This window comes from Microbacterium sp. (genome assembly GCF_035556355.1).
In the GTDB taxonomy this organism is placed as follows: Bacteria; Actinomycetota; Actinomycetes; order Actinomycetales; family Microbacteriaceae; genus Microbacterium.
On record NZ_DATMFG010000033.1, the window covers coordinates 38,150 to 55,957 of the forward strand.

Consider the following 17,808-nt stretch of genomic DNA (forward strand, 5'->3'; position numbering starts at 1 on the left):
GGTTCTCTCTCGATTGCTCCGCGGCCGATCAGCGGCCGGTCTTGGGGGCGAACACCCGCGCGACGATCCGCGCGACGAGGTTCAGCACCATGACGATGACGATGAGGGTCAGGGCGGCCGCCCACGCCCGGTCGATGTAGGCCTCTGCGGGGATGCCCTGGTTCATGTACTGCGTGTACGTGAAGACGGGCAGTGTCTGCATGCGCCCGCTGAACAGGTCGTAGTTCATCGACGCCGTGAAGCCCGCCGTGATCAGCAGCGGGGCCGTCTCGCCGATCACGCGCGCGATCGACAGCATGACGCCGGTCGTGATGCCGGCCACGGCGGTCGGCAGCACGACCTTCGCGATCGTCGCCCACTTCGGCACGCCCAACGCGTACGCCGCCTCGCGCAGCTCGTTCGGCACGAGCCGAAGCATCTCCTCGCTCGAGCGCACGACGACCGGGATCATGAGGACGGCCAGTGCGACCGACCCCATGATGCCCAGACGGATGCCGGGACCGAGGAACAGTGCGAAGAGGGCGTACGCGAACAGGCCCGCGACGATCGACGGGATGCCGGTCATGACGTCGACGAGGAACGTGATGCCGCGCGCGAGGCGCTTGCCCTCGCCGTACTCCACGAGGTAGATCGCGGTGAACAGGCCGATGGGGATCGAGATGGCCGCGGCGGCGAGCGTGATGAGGAGCGTGCCGACGATCGCGTGCAGCGCCCCGCCGCCCTCGCCGACGATGTTGCGAATCGACATCGAGAAGAAGTCGGCGTCGAAGCGCGCGACGCCGTTCGCGACGACGGTCCATGCAACCGAGATGAGCGGCACCATCGCGATGAGGAACGCGATCGTGACCAGGCCCGTCACGAAGCGGTCGACCGCCTTGCGGCGGCCCTCGACGATCCCCGAGAGCGCGAAGATCGTGACGAGGTAGGCGATCGCCGAGACGATGAGCCACGCGGCGACGTTGAGACCTTCGCCGGCTGCGAGGGCGATCACGGCGAACACGGCCAGCACCACGAGGAGCGTGGCGCCCAGAAGCGCCCACGGCACCCACGCGGGAAGGCGGCCGTTGCGCAGCGACGTCGACGGCGGGGTCTGCGGTCGGGACCGGGGAGGCGCTACTGTCGACGTCACGTCAGTTCGCCCCCGAGAAGTCCTTGCGGCGGTTCACGATCCACCGTGCGAGCGCGTTCACCGCGAAGGTCACGACGAACAGCACCAGGCCGGTCGCGATGAGCACGTTGATGTTGAGCCCGTATGCCTCGGGGAAGCTCAGCGCGATGTTCGCCGCGATCGTGTTCGGGTTGTCGGACGTGAAGAGCCGGAACGTGACGCCGCCCGAGACCGAGAGCACCATCGCGACGGCCATCGTCTCACCGAGCGCGCGGCCGAGACCGAGCATCGACGCCGACACGATGCCCGAACGGCCGAAGGGGAGCACAGCCATGCGGATCATCTCCCACCGCGTCGCGCCGAGCGCGAGCGCCGCCTCCTCGTGGAGAACGGGCGTCTGGAGGAAGATCTCGCGGCAGATCGCCGTGATGATCGGCACCACCATGACCGCGAGCACGATCGCCGCGGTGAAGATCGTGCGGCCCGTGGCCGAGACGTCGCCCGCGAACAGCGGGATGAAGCCGAGGTTGTCGCTCAGCCATGCGTACGCGGGCTGCACGGCGGGCGCGAGCACGAGGATGCCCCACAGACCGAACACGACCGACGGCACGGCCGCGAGCAGGTCGACCACATAGCCGAGACCCTGCGCGAGCCGCCGCGGCGCGAAGTGCGTGATGAACAGGGCGACGCCGAGCGACAGCGGCACGGCCATCAGGAGCGCGAGGAACGCGGCCCACACCGTGCCGAACACGAGCGGCCACACGTAGTCCCAGAAGTCCGTGGGCAGGATCGACGCCGTCTCGTTCGTCGCGAACAGCGCCGGGAGGGACTGCACGATGAGGAACACCGCGACCGCGGCGAGCGTCACCAGGATCATCGAGCCCGCGAACAGCGCGGTGGCCGAGAACCAACGGTCCCCGGGCCGGATGCGCGGCTTCGCCGCGTTCTTCGACGCGACAGGTGCGGTGGTGGTCATCGGCCCTTCCGTGATGTGTTTCCAGCCGGGAGCCCGACCCGGCCGGGGAGGGCCGGGTCGGGCATCCGTGTCGTTGTTCAGTTGATGGCGTCGATCGCCGCGTCGATCTGCTCGCGCAGCGTGTCGGAGATCGGGGCGTTGCCCGCCGCGGCCGCGGCCGCCTCCTGGCCCTCGGCGCTCGCTGCGTACGAGAAGAAGGCCTTCACGAGCTCGGCCGTCGCCGAGTCGGCGTACTCGGCGCAGCCGATGAGGTAGCTCACGAGCACGATCGGGTACACGCCCGGCTCGGTCGTGGTGCGGTCGATCGCGATCGCGATGTCGGTCGCGGCGCGTCCCTCATCCTGGGGCGACGCGTCGACGACGCGGGCGGCGGCCTCCGGCGAGTACGGCACGAACTCGTCGCCCACCTGGATCGCGACGGTCCCGAGGTCGCCGGCGCGCGAGGCATCCGCGTAGCCGATCGTGCCCTCGCCGCCCTCGACGGCCGACACGAGGCCGCTCGTGCCCTGCGCGGCCTCGCCGCGGTCGAGCGGCCACACGCCGTCGGGCTCGTACGTCCACACGTCGGGCGCGGTCTGGAAGAGGTAGTCGGTGAAGTTCTCGGTCGTGCCCGAGTCGTCCGAGCGGTGCACGGGCGTGATCGCGAGGTCGGGGAGTTCGACGCCCTCGTTGAGGGCGGCGATCGCCGGGTCGTTCCACCGCGTGATGGCACCCGTGAACATGCCCGCGACGGTCGCGGGGTCGAGGTTGAGCGAGTCGACGCCCTCGAGGTTGAAGATGACGGCGATCGGGGAGATGTAGGTCGGCAGCTCGACGAGGTCGGACCCGTCGACGCACGCGTCGAAGGGGCCCTCGGCGATCTCGTCGGTCGTGAAAGCGCGGTCGGAGCCGGCGAACGCGAACGCGCCGGCCTGGAACGATTCGCGACCCGTGCCGGAGCCGGCCGGGTCGTAGTCGATCGTGAGGTCGGGGTTGGCCGTCTGCAGACCCGCGGTCCACGTCTGAACGGCGACCTCCTGCGACGACGCGCCGCCGCCGACGAGGTTGCCGGACAGCTGCGCGCCGCCGTCGTTCTCGGCGGCGCCGGCGCCGGACTCGTTCGCGGCGCAGGCCGACAGCGTGAGGGCCGCGATCGCGGCGACAGCGCCCACCTGGGCGATGCGGGAGATCTTCACAGTGGATCCTTCTTCACGTTTCAGGGATTGAGTCACCCGGTGCGGGGTTCGCACTGAAACGTAGACACCGGTCGTTACCAGAGTGGGGTGCGACGGTGAACGGAAGGTGAACGACAGAAGGCCCGGGATCTCGGGGCCGCGGGGCTCAGTCGTTGGGCACGTGCGTCTCGATCGTGACGATCCCCGACCCGGGGCTGTCGACCGAGAGATGCACGACCGAGAAGGCCGCGGGTTCGAGGGCCGAGGCGCTGCCGAGGTACGAGCCGCGCAGCGTGCCCGTCGCGAGGGCGAGCTCGTTGAGGATGTCGGGGAGCACCGGACCGTGGCTGCACAGCACGGCGGGCTTGCGCGCGCGCACGCGCTGCCCGACGACGGTGCGCGCGTCGGATTCGCCCTTCTCCCACGCGTCCTGGCTGATGAGCTTCGTCGTCTCGATGCGCCGGTCGAGGGCGCGAGCGAGAGGCTCGACCGTCTCGACGCAGCGCACGGCGGGGCTCGAGATGAGCTTGCGCACGCCGAACGCGCGCAGAGGGCCGACGAGCGCCTTCGCCTGCTTGCGGCCGCGCGACGTGAGCGGGCGCTTGCGGTCCGTGCCCTTCCAGGCGTCGCGCGAGACCGCCTTCGCGTGGCGCAGCACGACGAGGGGGAACGTCGTGAGCACGCCCTCCTCCACGATGCGGGCGAAGTGCTCCAGTATCTCGACGTCGACCGGGTAGCTGAGGCGCCCCTTCGCCTTGCGCAACGAGACCCATTCGAGCGCGGCGATCTCGCGGTTCGGCACGAACGCGGAGGCTCGGATCGCGGCATCCGTCGCCTCAGCCGCCCAGTAGTGCACGATCTTCTGCCGCTTGTTCGGCATGTGGTACCGCGAGACGCCGACGGGTACGCCGAGCGCGACGCGGATGCCGGTCTCTTCGAAGATCTCGCGCGCGGCCGTCTCGGCGAGGGTCTCCCCGGGGTCGACCTTGCCCTTCGGCAGCGTCACGTCGCGGTAGCGCGTGCGGTGGATGAGCAGGACCATCACCTTGCCCTCCACCACGCGCCACACGACGCCGCCCGCGGCGTAGACGGCGACGTCCGTCATCGAACCGCCCGAGCGCGCCGGCGACGCTGCACGCTCATCATCGTGCGGTCCTGCAGGTCGGTGAGGGGCTTGCCCGACTCGTCGAGATGGTGCCGGGTCCACTCGCCGTCCGGCCCGAGCCACCACGAGCTCGTCTTGTCGGACATCGCGCGGTCGAACAGCTCCGTGAGCGCCGCGATGTGCGCGGGCGCCACGACCCGCACGAGCGCCTCGACGCGGCGGTCGAGATTGCGGTGCATCATGTCGGCGCTGCCGATGTACACCTGCGGGTCGCCCTGGTTGTGGAACGCGAAGATGCGCGAGTGCTCGAGGTAGCGGCCGAGGATGCTGCGCACCGTGATGTTCTCGCTCATGCCCGGCACGCCCGGCTTGAGCGAGCAGATGCCGCGCACCCACACATCGACGGGGACGCCCGCCTGGCTGGCCCGGTAGAGCGCGTCGATGATCTGCTCGTCGACCATCGAGTTGACCTTGATGCGGATGCCGGACGGCTTGCCCGCGAGGGCGTTGCGCCGCTCCTTCTCGATGTGCCGGAGCAGCCCCTTGCGCAGGTGGAGCGGCGCGACGAGGAGCCGTTTGAACTTCTTCTCGATCGCGTAGCCGCTCAGCTCATTGAACAGGCGCGTGAGGTCGCGCCCGACCACGGGGTCGACCGTGAACAGCCCGAAGTCCTCGTAGATGCGACTCGTCTTCGGGTTGTAGTTGCCCGTCCCGACGTGGCTGTAGTGGCGCAGCACCCCGTCTTCCTCACGGATGACGAGCGCGAGCTTGCAGTGCGTCTTGAGGCCGACGAGGCCGTACACGACGTGGACGCCTGCCTTCTCGAGCTTGCGCGCCCACACGATGTTCGCCGCCTCGTCGAAGCGTGCCTTGACCTCGACGAGCGCGAGCACCTGCTTGCCCGCTTCGGCGGCGTCGATGAGCGCCTGCACGATGGGACTGTCGCCGGACGTGCGGTAGAGGGTCTGCTTGATCGCGAGCACGTGCGGGTCGCGCGCCGCCTGCTCGAGGAATGCCTGCACACTCGTCGCGAACGACTCGTACGGGTGGTGCACGAGCACGTCGCCCTTGCGGATCGACGCGAAGATGTCGGCGCGCTCGTTGTTGTCGCCCGGCTGGAATGCGACGGCCGTCGTGGGCACGTGCGGCGTGTAGTGCAGGTCGGGGCGGTCGATGCGCGCGAGGTCGAACAGCCCGCGCAGGTCGAGCGGACCCGGGATGCGGTACACCTCCTGCGCCGTGATGTCGAGCTCCTTCAGGAGCAGGTCGAGCGTCAGCTCGTCCATGTCGTCGCCGACCTCGAGGCGGATCGGCGGCCCGAAGCGCCGGCGCAGCAGCTCCGCCTCGAGCGCCTGGATGAGGTTCTCGGTCTCGTCCTCCTCGATCACGACGTCCTCGTTGCGCGTGAGGCGGAACGCGTGGTGATCGAGGATCTCCATGCCGGGGAAGAGGTCGCCGAGGTGGTTCGAGATGAGCTCCTCGAGGCGCACGTAGCGCACGCCCGACTCGCCGTCGGAGACCTGCACGAAGCGGGGGAGCATCGGCGGCACCTTGAGGCGCGCGAACTCCTGGCGGCCGGTGCGTGCGTTGCGGATGCGGATCGCGAGGTTGAGCGAGAGGCCCGAGATGTAGGGGAACGGATGCGCCGGGTCGACCGCGAGCGGCATGAGCACGGGGAACACCTGGGCGTGGAAGTAGTCGCTCAGGCGCTCGCGGTCGGCGTCGTCGAGCTCGTCCCACCCGACGACCGAGATGCCGGCTTCGGCGAGGGCGGGCTTGACCTGATTGAGCCACACATCGGCGTGGCGAAGCTGCAGCCGGTGCGCTTCGGCCGAGATGTCGGCGAGCACCTCCTGCGGCGAGCGGCCGACGTTCGTCGGGACCGCGAGGCCGGTCACGATGCGGCGCTTGAGGCCCGCGACGCGCACCATGAAGAACTCGTCGAGGTTGCTCGCGAAGATCGCGAGGAAGTTGGCGCGCTCGAGCAGCGGGACGAACGGATCCTCGGCCAGTTCGAGCACGCGCTGGTTGAACGCCAGCCAGCTCAGCTCCCGATCCAGGTAGCGGTTGTCGGGCAGCTGTGAGTCGAACGCCTCATCGAGGTCGAAGTCGTCGTCGTCCGCGTCGCCGAGTCCGGCGTCGAGCACGTCCTGTTCGATCATCAACACATCATTGCAAACGCACGTGACGCGCGGGGGATCCGGATCAGGCGTCTGTGCGGGAGTCGCTGCGCGTGCGGGGGGCGGGAACCTGATCGTCCTCGTACACGTTGAAGCGGTAGCCGACGTTGCGCACGGTGCCGATGAGCTGTTCGAGGTCGCCGAGCTTCGCGCGCAGGCGTCGCACGTGCACGTCGACCGTGCGTGTGCCGCCGAAGTAGTCATAGCCCCACACCTCGCTCAGCAGCTGCTCGCGTGTGAACACGCGGGACGGATGCGTCGCGAAGAAGTGCAGGAGCTGGAACTCCTTGTACGTGAGGTCGAGCGGCTTGCCGTGCACCTTCGCCGAGTACGACGACTCGTCGATCGTGATGCCGGAGGTCTGGATGCGGGTGGACCCCTGGTCGGCCGCGGACTGGCGTCCGATCGCGAGCCGGATGCGGGCGTCGACCTCGGCGGGGCCGGCCGTGACGAGGATGACGTCGTCGACGCCCCAGTCGGTCGAGACCGCCGTGAGGCCGCCTTCGGTGACGACGAGGATGAGCGGGGCGTCGAGCCCGGTCGTGTTCAGGATCTTGCACAGCGACTTCGCGCCGACGAGGTCGACGCGCGCGTCGACGAAGATCACATCGGCGCTCGGTGCGTTCACGAGCTGGGCCGGCTCGGCGGCGATGAGGCGCACGCGGTGGCTCAGGAGTTCGAGCGAAGGCAGGACGGGACCGCCTCCGTGAGTGGAGCTCAGAACGAGAAGCTGTGCCAAGGGGGCCCTCCCGGCGACGGGCGCGCCGTGCCCACAAGTGTAAAGGCACGCGCGAAGCGGGTGTGCGGGCAGCGTCATGCGACGCAGGATGACGCGGAACGTGCGACTGCGCGAGAATGGACAGGTGGTTGCGCCGGAACTCGTCCCCCGCCGCACGATCGGCGGCATCATCGCCGTCTGGATCGTCGCGGCGCTCGTGGGCATCGCGATCGCCGTCTTCGTCCCGCTCGGGTGGCGTGCGCAGTGGCTCGCTGTCGGGCTCGCCGGATGCCTCATCGCCTCGTTCCTCGTCCAGCTCGCGTACGGCCGATCGCAGGGCTTCACGCAGCGCGTCGGCGCGAGCGTGCTCGGCGCGTTCGTGGTGCTCGGGATCCTGAGCCTCGGGTTCGGGCTCGCGTCGCTGTTCTCGGTCTGATGCGCGGCGGTCGCGCCCTCGCTCGGGGGTAGAGTGGAGCCATGGACCTCGTCGCGCTCGAACTCTTCTTCGTGGGCCTTCTCGCGCTTGCGTCGCTGGCCATCGTCTTCGTCTCGGGCGTCGTGGTCTGGAACCTCTACCGCGGCCAGCGCTGACGGGCGGCGTCGTGCTGGAGCTGCCGACCGACCTCCCCGCGGACCTCGTCCCGTTCGCGTGGCTGATCGGCGTGTGGGAGGGCACGGGCGTCATCGACTACGAGGCATCCGGCCACCGGTTCTCCGGTGAGTTCGCGCATCGCGTGAGCTTCAGCCACGACGGCGGCGACTACCTCAACTATTCGGCCACGGCGTGGCTGCTGGGCGATGATCCGGATGCGCCGCGCGAGCCGCTCGTCGCCGAGATGGGCTTCTGGCGGCTGTCGCGCCCGTCGACCGACGCGGACCCGGGCCCCGGACTCCTGCCCGCGATCGCCGAGCCCACGACCCGCACCGCCGACGACGTCGAAGCGCTGCGCAACGCCGAGGGCGGCTTCGACATCGAGGTGTCGCTCGTGCACGCCGACGGCGTGAGCGAGCTGTACCTCGGCCAGATCCGCGGGCCGCGCATCGACATCGCGACGGATGCCGTCGTCCGCACCGCCGGCGCGAAGAACTACGCCGCCGCGACGCGCATGTACGGCCTCGTCGAGAACCACCTGCTGTGGGCGTGGGACATCGCGGCCCTCGGCACCGAGCTGTCGTCGCACGCGTCAGCGCGGCTCGCGAGGGCCGACTGATGTCGAGCCCGTTCGCAGGCATCCCGGGTGCCGTCGTCGAAGACGGCGTGCTCCTGCACATCGGCAATCCGCTCGTCGAGCAGCGCGCGCTCGCCGGAGCGAAGGCGATCGCACCGCTCGCCGACCGCCACGTGCTCGCCGTGACCGGCGAGGACCGCCTGTCGTGGCTCGACTCGCTCACGTCGCAGGCGCTCAAAGACCTCGCACCCGGCGTGAGCGCCGAGCTGCTCGTGCTCGATCCGAAGGGTCACGTTGAGCACGAGGCATCCGTCGTCGACGACGGCGAGACCACGTGGCTGATCGTCGACGCGATCGACGCCGCCGGACTGCTCGACTGGCTCCGCAAGATGCGGTTCCGCCTGCGTGTCGACCCGCGCGACGCGGGTGAGGAGTACGCGGTCGTCGGCGGCGCTCCCGAGGCGTTCGCGCCGGTTCGGGTCGCAGCGCCCGCGGGAGTCGACCTCGTATGGCACGACCCGTGGCCGAACGTCACCGTGGGCGGCTGGGCCTACTCGCCGGTCGACCCCCACCCCGGCGCCGAGCGCGATTGGGCCGAGGCGATCGTCACGCGCGACGAGGAGAAGCGGCTCGCGCAGGCGGCCGCCGCGGGCGAGATCGCGCTCGCGGGTGCGGTCGCGGCCGACGCGCTGCGCGTCGCCGCGTGGCGCCCGCGCCGCTCGCGAGAGGTCGACGAGCGCACACTGCCGCACGAGGTGGACTGGATCCGCACCGCCGTGCACCTCGACAAGGGCTGCTACCGAGGGCAGGAGACGGTCGCGAAGGTGCACAACCTCGGGCACCCGCCGCGGCGGCTCGTCGCGCTCCACCTGGACGGCAGCGACAGCGTGCTCCCCGAGTCGGGCGCCGCGGTGCGCGTGGGCGGCGACATCGTCGGCACCGTGACGTCGGCGGCGCTCCACTACGAGGACGGACCGATCGCGCTCGCGATCGTGCGCCGCACGACGCCGGTCGACGCCGAGCTCACGATCGACACCGAGGCGGGTCCCGTGGCGGCCGCGCAGCAGGTCATCGTGCCGCCCGAGGCGGGCGCGACGGCATCCGTTCCCCGCATTCCGCGGCTCTCGCGACGCGCCCGCGCCTGAACCGAGCCGACGGCATCACCGCGGCTCGACCGCGGCCCACGGCACCGTGAGCTCGCCCAGGCGCCACCGCGACCTCGCCACGAGCGGCCACCCCCGCTCGACGAGCGCCCCGAGGGCGGCCTGCCAACGGTGCACCGAGCCGAACGGCGACAGGGCGGCGGCGCGATCCCACTCGCGGTCGAGCGCGCCCAGGAGGTCGTGGACCTTCTCACCGCGGACGTTGCGGTGGATGAGGGCCTTCGGCAGCCGCTCCGCGGCGATCGACGGATGCCACGCTTCGCCGCCTGCCGTCGCGGAGTCGCCGCCCGGGAGGCGCAGCGAGATGCTGAGGCTGCGGGGCGCCGCATCCGGTCCGATCGCGACCCACGTCACGATCCGGCCGAGTTCGTCGCACGTGCCCTCGGCCAGCAGTCCGTCCGGTGCGAGGCGTCCGGCCATGCGCCCCCACGCGTCGGAGACCTCGGACTCGTCGTACTGCCGCAGCACGTTCATCGCGCGGATGACGGCGGGACGCCGCCCGTCCGGAGCCGGGACCTCGAATCCGCCGAGCGCGAACGACACGTGCGCCTCGCGGGCGAACGACGTGCGCCCCGCGCGCACCTCGGTGAGCTGGTGCCGTGCGCGCTCGACGCGCGCCGGATCGATCTCGAGCCCGAGCACCTCGACGTCCGGTCGCGTGCGCGCGAGCCGCGCGTGCAGCTCGAGCGCCGTCACGCCGCTCGCGCCGTAGCCGAGGTCGACGACGAGCGGATCGGTCGCTCGGCGAAGCGCCGCGTGGCGCGCGATCCACCGGTCGACGCGACGCAGCCGGTTGGTGCCCGTGGTCCCGCGGGTCACCTGCCCGACGGGGGAGGAGGCCATGCCTCCATCTTCGCCCAGGCGCGGCATCCGGCCCTCGATATCATGGGCGGATGACCGAGCCCTACACGCTGATCCTGCTCCGCCACGGCCAGAGCACGTGGAACAAGTCCAACCAGTTCACCGGGTGGGTCGACGTGCGTCTGACCGAGCTCGGCGCCGCCGAGGCGAAGCGCGGCGGCGAGCTGCTCCTCGAGTCGGGGCTCCTTCCCGACGTGCTGCACACGTCCGTGCTCACGCGGGCGATCCAGACCGCCAACATCGCGCTCGAGGCGGCCGACCGGCTGTGGATCCCGGTCAAGCGGTCGTGGCGCCTCAACGAGCGCCACTACGGGGCGCTCCAGGGCAAGAACAAGGCCGAGACGCTCGAGGAGTTCGGCGAGGAGCAGTTCATGCTGTGGCGCCGCTCGTTCGACGTGCCGCCGCCGCCGCTCGCCGACGACGACGAGTACAGCCAGGTGGGCGACCCGCGCTACGCCGACATCGACGGCGAGGTGCCCCGCACCGAGTCTCTCAAGCTCGTGATCGACCGCATGATGCCGTACTGGTACGACCAGATCGTGCCCGACCTCAAGGCCGGCAAGACGGTGCTCGTGACGGCGCACGGCAACTCGCTGCGCGGCCTCGTCAAGCATCTCGACGGCATCAGCGACGCCGACATCGCGGAGCTCAACATCCCGACGGGCATCCCGCTCGTGTACCGCATCGGCGAGGATCTCATGCCCGTCGGTCCCGGTGAGTACCTCGACCCCGAGGCCGCCGCGGCGGGCGCCGCCGCGGTCGCCAGCCAGGGCAAGAAGTAGCCGGCCCGATCAGTCGGGCTGCTCCGTCGAGGGCAGCTCGATCGTGTCGGTGTGCACCAGCCAGTCGCCGGTCGACAGGTACAGCACCTTCTTCGCGACCGAGACCGCGTGATCGGCGAAGCGCTCGTGGTAGCGGCTCGCGAGGGTCGCGTCGACCGTCGCGGACGGGTCGCCTCGCCAGCTGTCGCTGAGCACCTTCTCGAAGACGCTCACGTGCAGGTCGTCGAGCTTGTCGTCGAAGTTGCGGATCTCCTCGACGAGCGCGAGGTCCTCGGTGCGCAGCAGCTCCGTGAGCCGGCGCGCGACCTCGGTGTCGAGCTCGCCCATCTTGGTGAACGTCGACTTCAGGCCCTTCGGGATCGCCCGCTCGGGGAAGCGCATGCGCGTGAGCTGCGCGATGTGCTCGGCGATGTCGCCCATGCGCTCGAGCGACGCGCTCATGCGCAGCGCGCTCACGACGACGCGCAGGTCGCGCGCGACGGGCTGCTGACGCGCGAGGATCTCGATCGCGAGCTCGTCGAGGGCGGTCGCCTTCTCGTCGATGACGGCGTCCTCCTCGATGACCTCCTCGGCGAGGGCGACGTCGCGCGATTCGAACGCGCGCGTCGCCTTGTCGATCGCGATCGTCACGAGCTCCGCGATCTCGACGAGGCGATTCCGCACATCCTCGAGCGACTGATGGAAGACCTCGCGCATCGCAGCACCTTTCGTGAAACGGGGAGACACCGCGGTTCGGCGACCCCGGCGATTGTCACCGGCGAAGGTTAACGGCCGGTGCCGGAACAGTGAATAGTACCTTTCGGTCCGGTCGCGGGGAGGGTTCGCGCGGTCTCCCGTGCCGACGCGCGCCCTACGCTGGAGGCCATGGACACCACGCAGCTCGCGCTGCTCGCCCTGTTCGTCGGGGTGATCATCGGGGGCTTCGTCGTCGCCGTGGTGTTCGCCGCGCTGCGGATGCGGGACCGGATGCGGCACGTGACGTCGTCCGCCATCCCCGACGGCGTCTCGGCGGTGCTCCACGCGATGGACAACGCCGCGGTCGTCGTCGACGCGTCGGGCACGGTGGTCGCGGCATCCGTCGGGGCCGTGCCGTTCGGGCTCGGGGAGGGGACCGTCGTCCCATCCGAGGAGCTGCGCGACATCGTGCGGCGTGCGCGTGAGTCGGAGGCCGCGATCACCGAGACCCTCCGGCTGCGTCGGGGCGCGCCGCCCGCCGAGCCGCGGCTCGTCGCGGCGCGGGCGAGCGTCATCTCGCCCAGACTCACGCTCGTCGTCATGCGGGACATCACCGAGCGCGAACGGGTCGAGCAGATGCGCCGCGACTTCGTCGCGAACACGAGCCACGAGCTGAAGACGCCGGTCGGCGCGGTGACGCTGCTCGCCGAGGCGATCGAGTCCGCGGCCGACGACCCCGAGCAGGTGCGCGTCTTCGCGTCGCGGCTCACCGCCGAGGCGTCGCGCCTGGGGCTTCTGACGTCGCGCATCATGAACCTCTCGCGGCTTCAGGCGGCCGACGAGCTCATCGAGACGCGCGACGTCGCCGTCGACGGGATCGTGACGGCGGCGATCGAGGCCCACGTGGTGCAGGCGGCCTCGGCCGGCGTCGAGCTCGCGCGCGGCGGCTGCAAGGGGCTGTGGGTGCGCGGCGACGCGCAGATCCTCATCGAAGCGGTCGGCAATCTCATCGCGAACGCGATCGCGTACTCACCGCGGGGCGCGACGGTCGGGGTGGGCGTCAAGGACGCGGACGGCGTCGTCGAGATCGCCGTGACCGACCACGGCGCCGGTATCGCCGAGGGTGAGCAGGACCGCATCTTCGAGCGCTTCTACCGCGCCGACCAGGCGCGCTCGCGCCGCACGGGCGGCACCGGCCTGGGCCTGTCGATCGTCAAGCACGCCGTGCAGCGCCACGGAGGGGAAGTCCGCCTGTGGTCGCGCCCGGGACGGGGGTCGACGTTCACGATCCGATTGCCGCTCATCGAACCGCCCGACGTCGAGGGCCCGCGCAAGGGCCGCAAGGGCAAGAAGAAGGCCGAGAAGACCCGGAAGACGCACACGCCCACCGCGGCGACCATCGCGACCACGAACGGAGAGTCATGACCCGCGTTCTGATCGTCGAGGACGAGCCCGACCTCGCCGACCCGCTCGCGTACCTGCTGCGCCGCGAGGGATACGACGTCGAGATCGCCGAAGACGGCCCGGCCGGACTCACGGCGTATCGCGAGCGGGGCGCCGACATCGTGCTGCTCGACCTCATGCTGCCCGGCATGCCCGGCACCGAGGTCGCGCGACAGTTGCGGGCGGGGTCGAACGTGCCGATCATCATGCTGACGGCGAAGGACTCCGAGGTCGACATCGTCGTCGGGCTCGAGCTCGGCGCCGACGACTACATCACGAAGCCCTACTCGTCACGCGAGCTGCTCGCGCGCATGCGCGCGGTGCTGCGGCGCATGGCGGCGCTGGACGCGGACCTCGACGAGCGCGTGCTGACGGGCGGTCGTGTCACGCTCGACGTGGACCGCCACACAGTTGCCGTCGACGGGCGCGAGATCGCCATGCCGCTCAAAGAATTCGAGCTGCTCGAGGTGCTCATGCGCAACGCCGGCCGCGTGCTCACGCGGGGGCAGCTCATCGATCGCGTATGGGGCAGCGACTACTTCGGCGACACGAAGACGCTCGACGTGCACATCAAGCGCATCCGCTCACGCATCGAGGAGAACCCGAGCGAACCGAAGATGCTCGTCACCGTACGCGGGCTCGGGTACCGGTTCGAGGGCTGATCGACTCGACTCTCTCGCCCACGGCCCAGCGAAGGAGCGCCCGCCGCTCAGGGAACGAGGTCGGCGAGGTAGGGGAGAGTGCCGTCGAGGACCGGCACGGGCTGGACGACGCCCGTGTCGTCGCCCGACTGGAAGAACATGTCGATGTCGGCGCCCGGCATGGTGTCGATGCCCTCGAGCAGGATCGGCTCCTCGTTCTCGCCGAGGCTCACGACCGACTTGGCGGGCACGCGCACGCTCACGCGCTCGGCGGGCTCGCCGAACTCGATCCGGAGGGTGTGGGGCTCGTCGGTGTCGTTGACGATGGCCGCCACGAGGTTGCCGTCGATGCCGTCCTCATCGGCCACGATGAGGACGTTGCGCACCTTGAGCGGACCCGAGTCGGGGATGTTCACGCCGTCGGCGGGCGAGTAGGGGATGGTGGTCGCCTGGGTCGAGACCATGGCGCAGCCGCTCGTGCCCACGGCGACGGCGACAGCCAGGGCGACGGACGCGACGAGACGCGATTTGATCACGGATCCTCCCAGGGCCGAAGACAGCAACCCTTGCATTCTATGGGGCTTCGCCCTGCCTCTGTGGACGGTCCCGGAAGGTGCGGGTGAGAACCTTAGCGTATGTCGCCTGTGGTATCCTATTAGTTGCCGAAAGGACATAACTGCATGCTTTTTGAGGTTGGCGAGACGGTCGTTTACCCGCACCACGGGGCTGCCACTATCGCGGAAGTCAAGACCCGCATCATCAAAGGCGAAGAGAAGGTCTATCTCAAGCTCCGCGTCACACAGGGCGACCTGACCATCGAGGTACCCGCAGACAACGTCGACCTGGTCGGCGTCCGCGACGTCATCGGCAAGGAGGGCCTCGAGCGCGTCTTCGAGGTTCTTCGCGCGCCCTTCACCGAGGAGCCCACGAACTGGTCTCGCCGGTACAAGGCGAACCTCGAGAAGCTCGCGTCGGGTGACGTCATCAAGGTGAGCGAGGTCGTCCGCGACCTGTGGCGCCGCGATCAGGACCGCGGCCTGTCGGCGGGCGAGAAGCGCATGCTCGCGAAGGCGAAGCAGATCCTCATCTCCGAGCTCGCGCTCGCCGAGAAGACCGATGAGGAGCGCGCGAGCGTCATCCTCGACGAGGTCCTCGCGTCCTAGTCGCGCGCTAGCCTCGGGGTGTGAGCATCACCCCCTCTCCTCGCGTCGCCGTCGTGGTCGTCGCGGCCGGTTCCGGCACGCGACTCGGAGCGGGCGAGCACAAGGCGTTCGTCGGCCTCGGCAGGCATACGATCCTGCGTCACGCGCTCGACGGCGTGTTCGCCGCGCACGAGACCGCGCAGGTCATCGTGGTCGCGCCCGAGGGTCGCGAAGGCGAAGCCGAGACCGATCTGTTCGAGGCGGCCGCAGCGGCCGGCGCGTCACGCGACCTCGTGAGCGTCGTGACCGGCGGCGCGACGCGCCAGGAGTCCGTCGCAGCAGGGCTCGACGCGCTGTGGCCCGGCATCGAGATCGTGCTCGTGCACGACGCCGCCCGCGCGCTGACGCCCGGCGCCGTGTTCGACCGCGTCGTATCGGCCATCGACCGCACGAACTGGGGGATCGTCCCCGTCGTGCCCGTCGTCGATACCATCAAGCGCCTCGAGGGCGACCGCATCACCGGAATGGTGGACCGGTCGCAGCTCGCCGCGGCGCAGACCCCGCAGGGGTTCGCGCGCGCATCCCTCGAGGCGGCGTACCGCGTCGCGGATCACGAGTACACCGACGACGCTGCGCTCATGGCGGATGCCGGGCACCCGATCGGCGTCGTCGACGGCGAGGCCCTCGCGTTCAAGATCACGACGCCCGCCGACCTCGAGCGAGCCCGCGCCCTCGTGGCCGAGCACCCGCTGCCGGCGATCCCGGTGTCGCTGGACCGCACGCCCCGTTCGCCGCGCGTCGGCGTCGGCACCGACGTCCACGCGTTCAGCGGCTCCGGCACGCTGTGGCTCGCTGGTCTCGAGTGGCCCGGCGAGCCGGCGCTGAGCGGTCATTCCGACGGCGACGCCGTCGCGCACGCGATCGTCGACGCAGTGCTGTCGGCCGCGGGCCTCGGCGACATCGGCACGCACTTCGGCACGGACCGGCCCGAGTTCGAGGGCGCCCACGCCGACGCATTCCTCACGCACACGCTCGGTCTGGTCGGAGAGGCGGGGTGGGCCGTGGGCAACGTCGCCGTGCAGGTGCGCGCGAACCGGCCCCGCTTCGCGGAGCGTCGCGCCGAGGCGGAGCGTGCCCTGTCCGAGGCGCTGGGCGGCGCATCCGTCTCGCTGTCCGCCACGACCACCGACGGGCTCGGGTTCACCGGCCGCGGCGAGGGCGTCGAGGCCGTCGCAGTCGCCCTCCTCGTCCCGGCGTGACCCTCCGCGACGACGTCAGCGCAGGTCGAGCGTCATGAAGACCGAGAACGGGTCGTCGACGTAGTCGCCGAACGGGCCGCACTCGACGAACCCCTCGGCCGCGTAGAGGCCCGCGCGGGGAGGAAGTCGGGCGGCGTGCCGGTCTCGAGCCACAGGCTCTCGTACCCGCGCTCACGCGCGTCGGCGACGATGTGCCGCAGGAGCGCGCGCCCGATCCCCGCACCCCGGTGCCGGTCGTCGACGCGCATCGACTTGATCTCGCCGCGCTGCACCGGGGCATCCGGGGCGTCCATCGCCTTGATTGAGCGCGCCGATGCCGGCGAGCTCGCCGTCGACCCACGCCGACCAGAACGTGATCGACGGATGCCGCAGCCCCTCCAGATCGAGCGCGTGCACGCTCTCAGGCGGCGACGAGTCGTGCATGCCGCGCAGGTGCTTCGCGATGAGGGCCTGTGTGAGCGGCCCGGACAGATCGTCGACCCGGATCTCGATGACCATGGGCTCAGCCCTCCACCGCGAACGGGACCGGATCGCGCGGCGACCGGGCGCCCCACGCGAGCAGGATGAGCCCCGCGGCGAGCACCGCGAGCCCGGCGATCGCGAGGACGCTGAGCCGCTCGCCGAGGACGAGGATGCCGAGCAGGCTCGCGGTGAGCGGCTCCGCGAGGGTGAGCGTCGCCGCGGTGCCCGCACTGAGCCGCTCGAGCCCCCACGTGAACAGCGTGTACGCGACCGCGATCGTCGCGATGCCGAGCCACAGCGCCATCGCGAGCCCGCGGCCCTCCGCGAGCCACGACAGATCGACGAAGGGCAGCGCGAGCGCGGCGACGAGCGCCGACCACGCGCCCATGGCGCCGGCGACGGTGAACGGGTCCCACCCGGAGTCCATGAGGCGGCGCTGCGCGTTGGCGAAGACCGCGAACGACGCTCCGGCGCCGACCGACCCCAGGATGCCGAGCGGATCGGCGCCCGCTGTCGCGCCCGCGTCGCCGCCGACGCCGAGCAGCACGACCCCGGCGGTGGCGAGCGCGGTCGCGAGCGCCCACGTTCCGGATGGGGTGCGGCGCGTGAGCGCCCATTCGAGCGTGCCCGCGAGCACGGGCGCCGAGCCGAGCGCGATGACGGTGCCGACCGCGACGCCGTTGCGCTCCGTGCCCAGGAAGAACAGCGGCTGGTAGGCGGCCAGGCACACGCCGGTCGTCGCCATGAGGGCGATGTCGCGGGGCGTCGCGCGGCGCGGCGGCGCACCCGTGCGGCGGCGGTGGCGGCGGGCCAGGAGCCAGCCGATGAGGGCGAGCGCGGTGCCGCCGATGACGAGGCGCATGACGCCGACGGACAGTGGTGTCGTGTCGTCCGGTCCGAGGGCCTGGGACGTGCCCGTCGTGCCGAACAGCACGGCGGCCGCGACGACGGCGAGGATCGGGAGCATCCC

At 70.8% G+C, this 17,808-nt stretch carries 20 protein-coding genes; 8 read left to right on the plus strand and 12 right to left on the minus strand.

What is annotated here, in order from left to right; all coding sequences use genetic code 11:
* Positions 1 to 28: 28 nt before the first annotated feature.
* From pstA to VNR19_RS09150, 6 genes are all read right to left on the minus strand, one after another.
* The gene (gene pstA / locus VNR19_RS09125; protein WP_414684139.1) at positions 29 to 1,129 is read right to left on the minus strand and encodes a phosphate ABC transporter permease PstA; all 1,101 of its coding nucleotides are present in this window, start codon (positions 1,127 to 1,129) and stop codon (positions 29 to 31) included.
* 1 nt (position 1,130) lies between these two features.
* Entirely contained in the window at positions 1,131 to 2,084 is a 954-nt protein-coding gene (gene pstC / locus VNR19_RS09130; protein ID WP_325726013.1) for a phosphate ABC transporter permease subunit PstC, read from the minus strand.
* 77 nt (positions 2,085 to 2,161) lie between these two features.
* Positions 2,162 to 3,259 (minus strand): phosphate ABC transporter substrate-binding protein PstS, encoded by a 1,098-nt coding sequence (locus VNR19_RS09135; RefSeq protein ID WP_325726015.1) that lies wholly within the window; start codon positions 3,257 to 3,259, stop codon positions 2,162 to 2,164.
* A 145-nt stretch (positions 3,260 to 3,404) separates the two neighbouring features.
* A complete protein-coding gene (locus VNR19_RS09140) occupies positions 3,405 to 4,343 on the minus strand; it encodes an NUDIX hydrolase (RefSeq protein ID WP_325726016.1) in 939 nt (312 codons plus the stop codon).
* Positions 4,340 to 6,505 (minus strand): RNA degradosome polyphosphate kinase, encoded by a 2,166-nt coding sequence (locus VNR19_RS09145; protein ID WP_325726018.1) that lies wholly within the window; start codon positions 6,503 to 6,505, stop codon positions 4,340 to 4,342. The genes VNR19_RS09140 and VNR19_RS09145 overlap by 4 nt, the downstream gene beginning before the upstream one ends.
* A gap of 43 nt (positions 6,506 to 6,548) precedes the next feature.
* The gene (locus VNR19_RS09150; RefSeq protein WP_325031737.1) at positions 6,549 to 7,262 is read right to left on the minus strand and encodes a response regulator transcription factor; all 714 of its coding nucleotides are present in this window, start codon (positions 7,260 to 7,262) and stop codon (positions 6,549 to 6,551) included.
* 124 nt (positions 7,263 to 7,386) lie between these two features.
* Here VNR19_RS09150 and VNR19_RS09155 point away from each other — a divergent pair, with 124 nt between their 5' ends.
* From VNR19_RS09155 to ygfZ, 3 genes are all read left to right on the plus strand, one after another.
* The gene (locus tag VNR19_RS09155; protein WP_325726020.1) at positions 7,387 to 7,677 is read left to right on the plus strand and encodes a hypothetical protein; all 291 of its coding nucleotides are present in this window, start codon (positions 7,387 to 7,389) and stop codon (positions 7,675 to 7,677) included.
* A gap of 166 nt (positions 7,678 to 7,843) precedes the next feature.
* Entirely contained in the window at positions 7,844 to 8,452 is a 609-nt protein-coding gene (locus VNR19_RS09160) for a heme-binding beta-barrel domain-containing protein (RefSeq protein WP_325726021.1), read from the plus strand.
* On the plus strand, positions 8,452 to 9,555 hold the full coding sequence (gene ygfZ, locus VNR19_RS09165; RefSeq protein WP_325726023.1) for a CAF17-like 4Fe-4S cluster assembly/insertion protein YgfZ: 1,104 nt from the start codon (positions 8,452 to 8,454) through the stop codon (positions 9,553 to 9,555). The genes VNR19_RS09160 and ygfZ overlap by 1 nt, the downstream gene beginning before the upstream one ends.
* Positions 9,556 to 9,570: 15 nt before the next feature.
* Here ygfZ and VNR19_RS09170 read toward each other — a convergent pair whose 3' ends face one another.
* Positions 9,571 to 10,416, minus strand: coding sequence for a class I SAM-dependent methyltransferase (locus VNR19_RS09170; RefSeq protein ID WP_325726025.1), 846 nt, complete (start codon positions 10,414 to 10,416; stop codon positions 9,571 to 9,573).
* 50 nt (positions 10,417 to 10,466) lie between these two features.
* Between VNR19_RS09170 and VNR19_RS09175 the strand changes: the two genes are divergently transcribed.
* Positions 10,467 to 11,216 (plus strand): phosphoglyceromutase, encoded by a 750-nt coding sequence (locus tag VNR19_RS09175; protein ID WP_325726027.1) that lies wholly within the window; start codon positions 10,467 to 10,469, stop codon positions 11,214 to 11,216.
* 9 nt (positions 11,217 to 11,225) lie between these two features.
* Here VNR19_RS09175 and phoU read toward each other — a convergent pair whose 3' ends face one another.
* On the minus strand, positions 11,226 to 11,912 hold the full coding sequence (phoU, locus tag VNR19_RS09180) for a phosphate signaling complex protein PhoU (protein WP_325726029.1): 687 nt from the start codon (positions 11,910 to 11,912) through the stop codon (positions 11,226 to 11,228).
* A 168-nt stretch (positions 11,913 to 12,080) separates the two neighbouring features.
* Here phoU and VNR19_RS09185 point away from each other — a divergent pair, with 168 nt between their 5' ends.
* Together VNR19_RS09185 and VNR19_RS09190 are read left to right on the plus strand one after the other, a co-directional pair.
* Positions 12,081 to 13,316: a sensor histidine kinase gene (locus tag VNR19_RS09185; protein WP_325726031.1), complete on the plus strand. Its 1,236-nt coding sequence runs from the start codon at positions 12,081 to 12,083 to the stop codon at positions 13,314 to 13,316.
* Positions 13,313 to 13,996 (plus strand): response regulator transcription factor, encoded by a 684-nt coding sequence (locus VNR19_RS09190; RefSeq protein ID WP_325726033.1) that lies wholly within the window; start codon positions 13,313 to 13,315, stop codon positions 13,994 to 13,996. Before VNR19_RS09185 ends, VNR19_RS09190 begins: the two co-directional genes overlap by 4 nt.
* 47 nt (positions 13,997 to 14,043) lie before the next feature.
* Here the strand turns inward: VNR19_RS09190 and VNR19_RS09195 are convergent, their stop codons facing one another.
* Positions 14,044 to 14,511, minus strand: a complete 468-nt coding sequence (locus VNR19_RS09195) for a DNA modification methylase (protein WP_325726035.1) — start codon at positions 14,509 to 14,511, stop codon at positions 14,044 to 14,046.
* 144 nt (positions 14,512 to 14,655) lie between these two features.
* Here VNR19_RS09195 and VNR19_RS09200 point away from each other — a divergent pair, with 144 nt between their 5' ends.
* Both VNR19_RS09200 and ispD read left to right on the plus strand, forming a co-directional pair.
* Positions 14,656 to 15,138 carry a CarD family transcriptional regulator gene (locus tag VNR19_RS09200; RefSeq protein ID WP_325031747.1) on the plus strand — a complete coding sequence of 161 codons (483 nt, stop codon included), beginning with the start codon at positions 14,656 to 14,658 and terminating at the stop codon, positions 15,136 to 15,138.
* Positions 15,139 to 15,158: 20 nt separating this feature from the next.
* Positions 15,159 to 16,376, plus strand: a complete 1,218-nt coding sequence (ispD, locus tag VNR19_RS09205; RefSeq protein ID WP_325726038.1) for a 2-C-methyl-D-erythritol 4-phosphate cytidylyltransferase — start codon at positions 15,159 to 15,161, stop codon at positions 16,374 to 16,376.
* A gap of 32 nt (positions 16,377 to 16,408) precedes the next feature.
* Here ispD and VNR19_RS09210 read toward each other — a convergent pair whose 3' ends face one another.
* The 3 genes from VNR19_RS09210 to VNR19_RS09220 are packed head-to-tail and all read right to left on the minus strand — an operon-like array spanning position 16,409 to position 17,805.
* Positions 16,409 to 16,624, minus strand: coding sequence for a GNAT family N-acetyltransferase (locus VNR19_RS09210; RefSeq protein WP_325726135.1), 216 nt, complete (start codon positions 16,622 to 16,624; stop codon positions 16,409 to 16,411).
* Entirely contained in the window at positions 16,548 to 16,874 is a 327-nt protein-coding gene (locus VNR19_RS09215) for a hypothetical protein (RefSeq protein ID WP_325726139.1), read from the minus strand. Before VNR19_RS09215 ends, VNR19_RS09210 begins: the two co-directional genes overlap by 77 nt.
* Positions 16,875 to 16,878: 4 nt before the next feature.
* Positions 16,879 to 17,805, minus strand: a complete 927-nt coding sequence (locus tag VNR19_RS09220; RefSeq protein WP_325726040.1) for a DMT family transporter — start codon at positions 17,803 to 17,805, stop codon at positions 16,879 to 16,881.
* Positions 17,806 to 17,808: the final 3 nt, after the last annotated feature.

What these genes read in the sequence shown, in the direction of transcription:
- VNR19_RS09200 (WP_325031747.1), top strand. Translation starts at nt 14,656, where the DNA reads ATGCTTTTTGAGGTTGGCGAGACGGTCGTTTACCCGCACCACGGGGCT.
- VNR19_RS09210 (WP_325726135.1), bottom strand. Translation starts at nt 16,624, where the DNA reads ATGCGCGTCGACGACCGGCACCGGGGTGCGGGGATCGGGCGCGCGCTC.
- VNR19_RS09170 (WP_325726025.1), bottom strand. Translation starts at nt 10,416, where the DNA reads ATGGCCTCCTCCCCCGTCGGGCAGGTGACCCGCGGGACCACGGGCACC.
- VNR19_RS09215 (WP_325726139.1), bottom strand. Translation starts at nt 16,874, where the DNA reads ATGGTCATCGAGATCCGGGTCGACGATCTGTCCGGGCCGCTCACACAG.
- ygfZ (WP_325726023.1), top strand. Translation starts at nt 8,452, where the DNA reads ATGTCGAGCCCGTTCGCAGGCATCCCGGGTGCCGTCGTCGAAGACGGC.
- VNR19_RS09175 (WP_325726027.1), top strand. Translation starts at nt 10,467, where the DNA reads ATGACCGAGCCCTACACGCTGATCCTGCTCCGCCACGGCCAGAGCACG.
- phoU (WP_325726029.1), bottom strand. Translation starts at nt 11,912, where the DNA reads ATGCGCGAGGTCTTCCATCAGTCGCTCGAGGATGTGCGGAATCGCCTC.
- VNR19_RS09220 (WP_325726040.1), bottom strand. Translation starts at nt 17,805, where the DNA reads ATGCTCCCGATCCTCGCCGTCGTCGCGGCCGCCGTGCTGTTCGGCACG.
- VNR19_RS09145 (WP_325726018.1), bottom strand. Translation starts at nt 6,505, where the DNA reads ATGATCGAACAGGACGTGCTCGACGCCGGACTCGGCGACGCGGACGAC.
- VNR19_RS09185 (WP_325726031.1), top strand. Translation starts at nt 12,081, where the DNA reads ATGGACACCACGCAGCTCGCGCTGCTCGCCCTGTTCGTCGGGGTGATC.
- VNR19_RS09190 (WP_325726033.1), top strand. Translation starts at nt 13,313, where the DNA reads ATGACCCGCGTTCTGATCGTCGAGGACGAGCCCGACCTCGCCGACCCG.
- VNR19_RS09140 (WP_325726016.1), bottom strand. Translation starts at nt 4,343, where the DNA reads ATGACGGACGTCGCCGTCTACGCCGCGGGCGGCGTCGTGTGGCGCGTG.
- pstC (WP_325726013.1), bottom strand. Translation starts at nt 2,084, where the DNA reads ATGACCACCACCGCACCTGTCGCGTCGAAGAACGCGGCGAAGCCGCGC.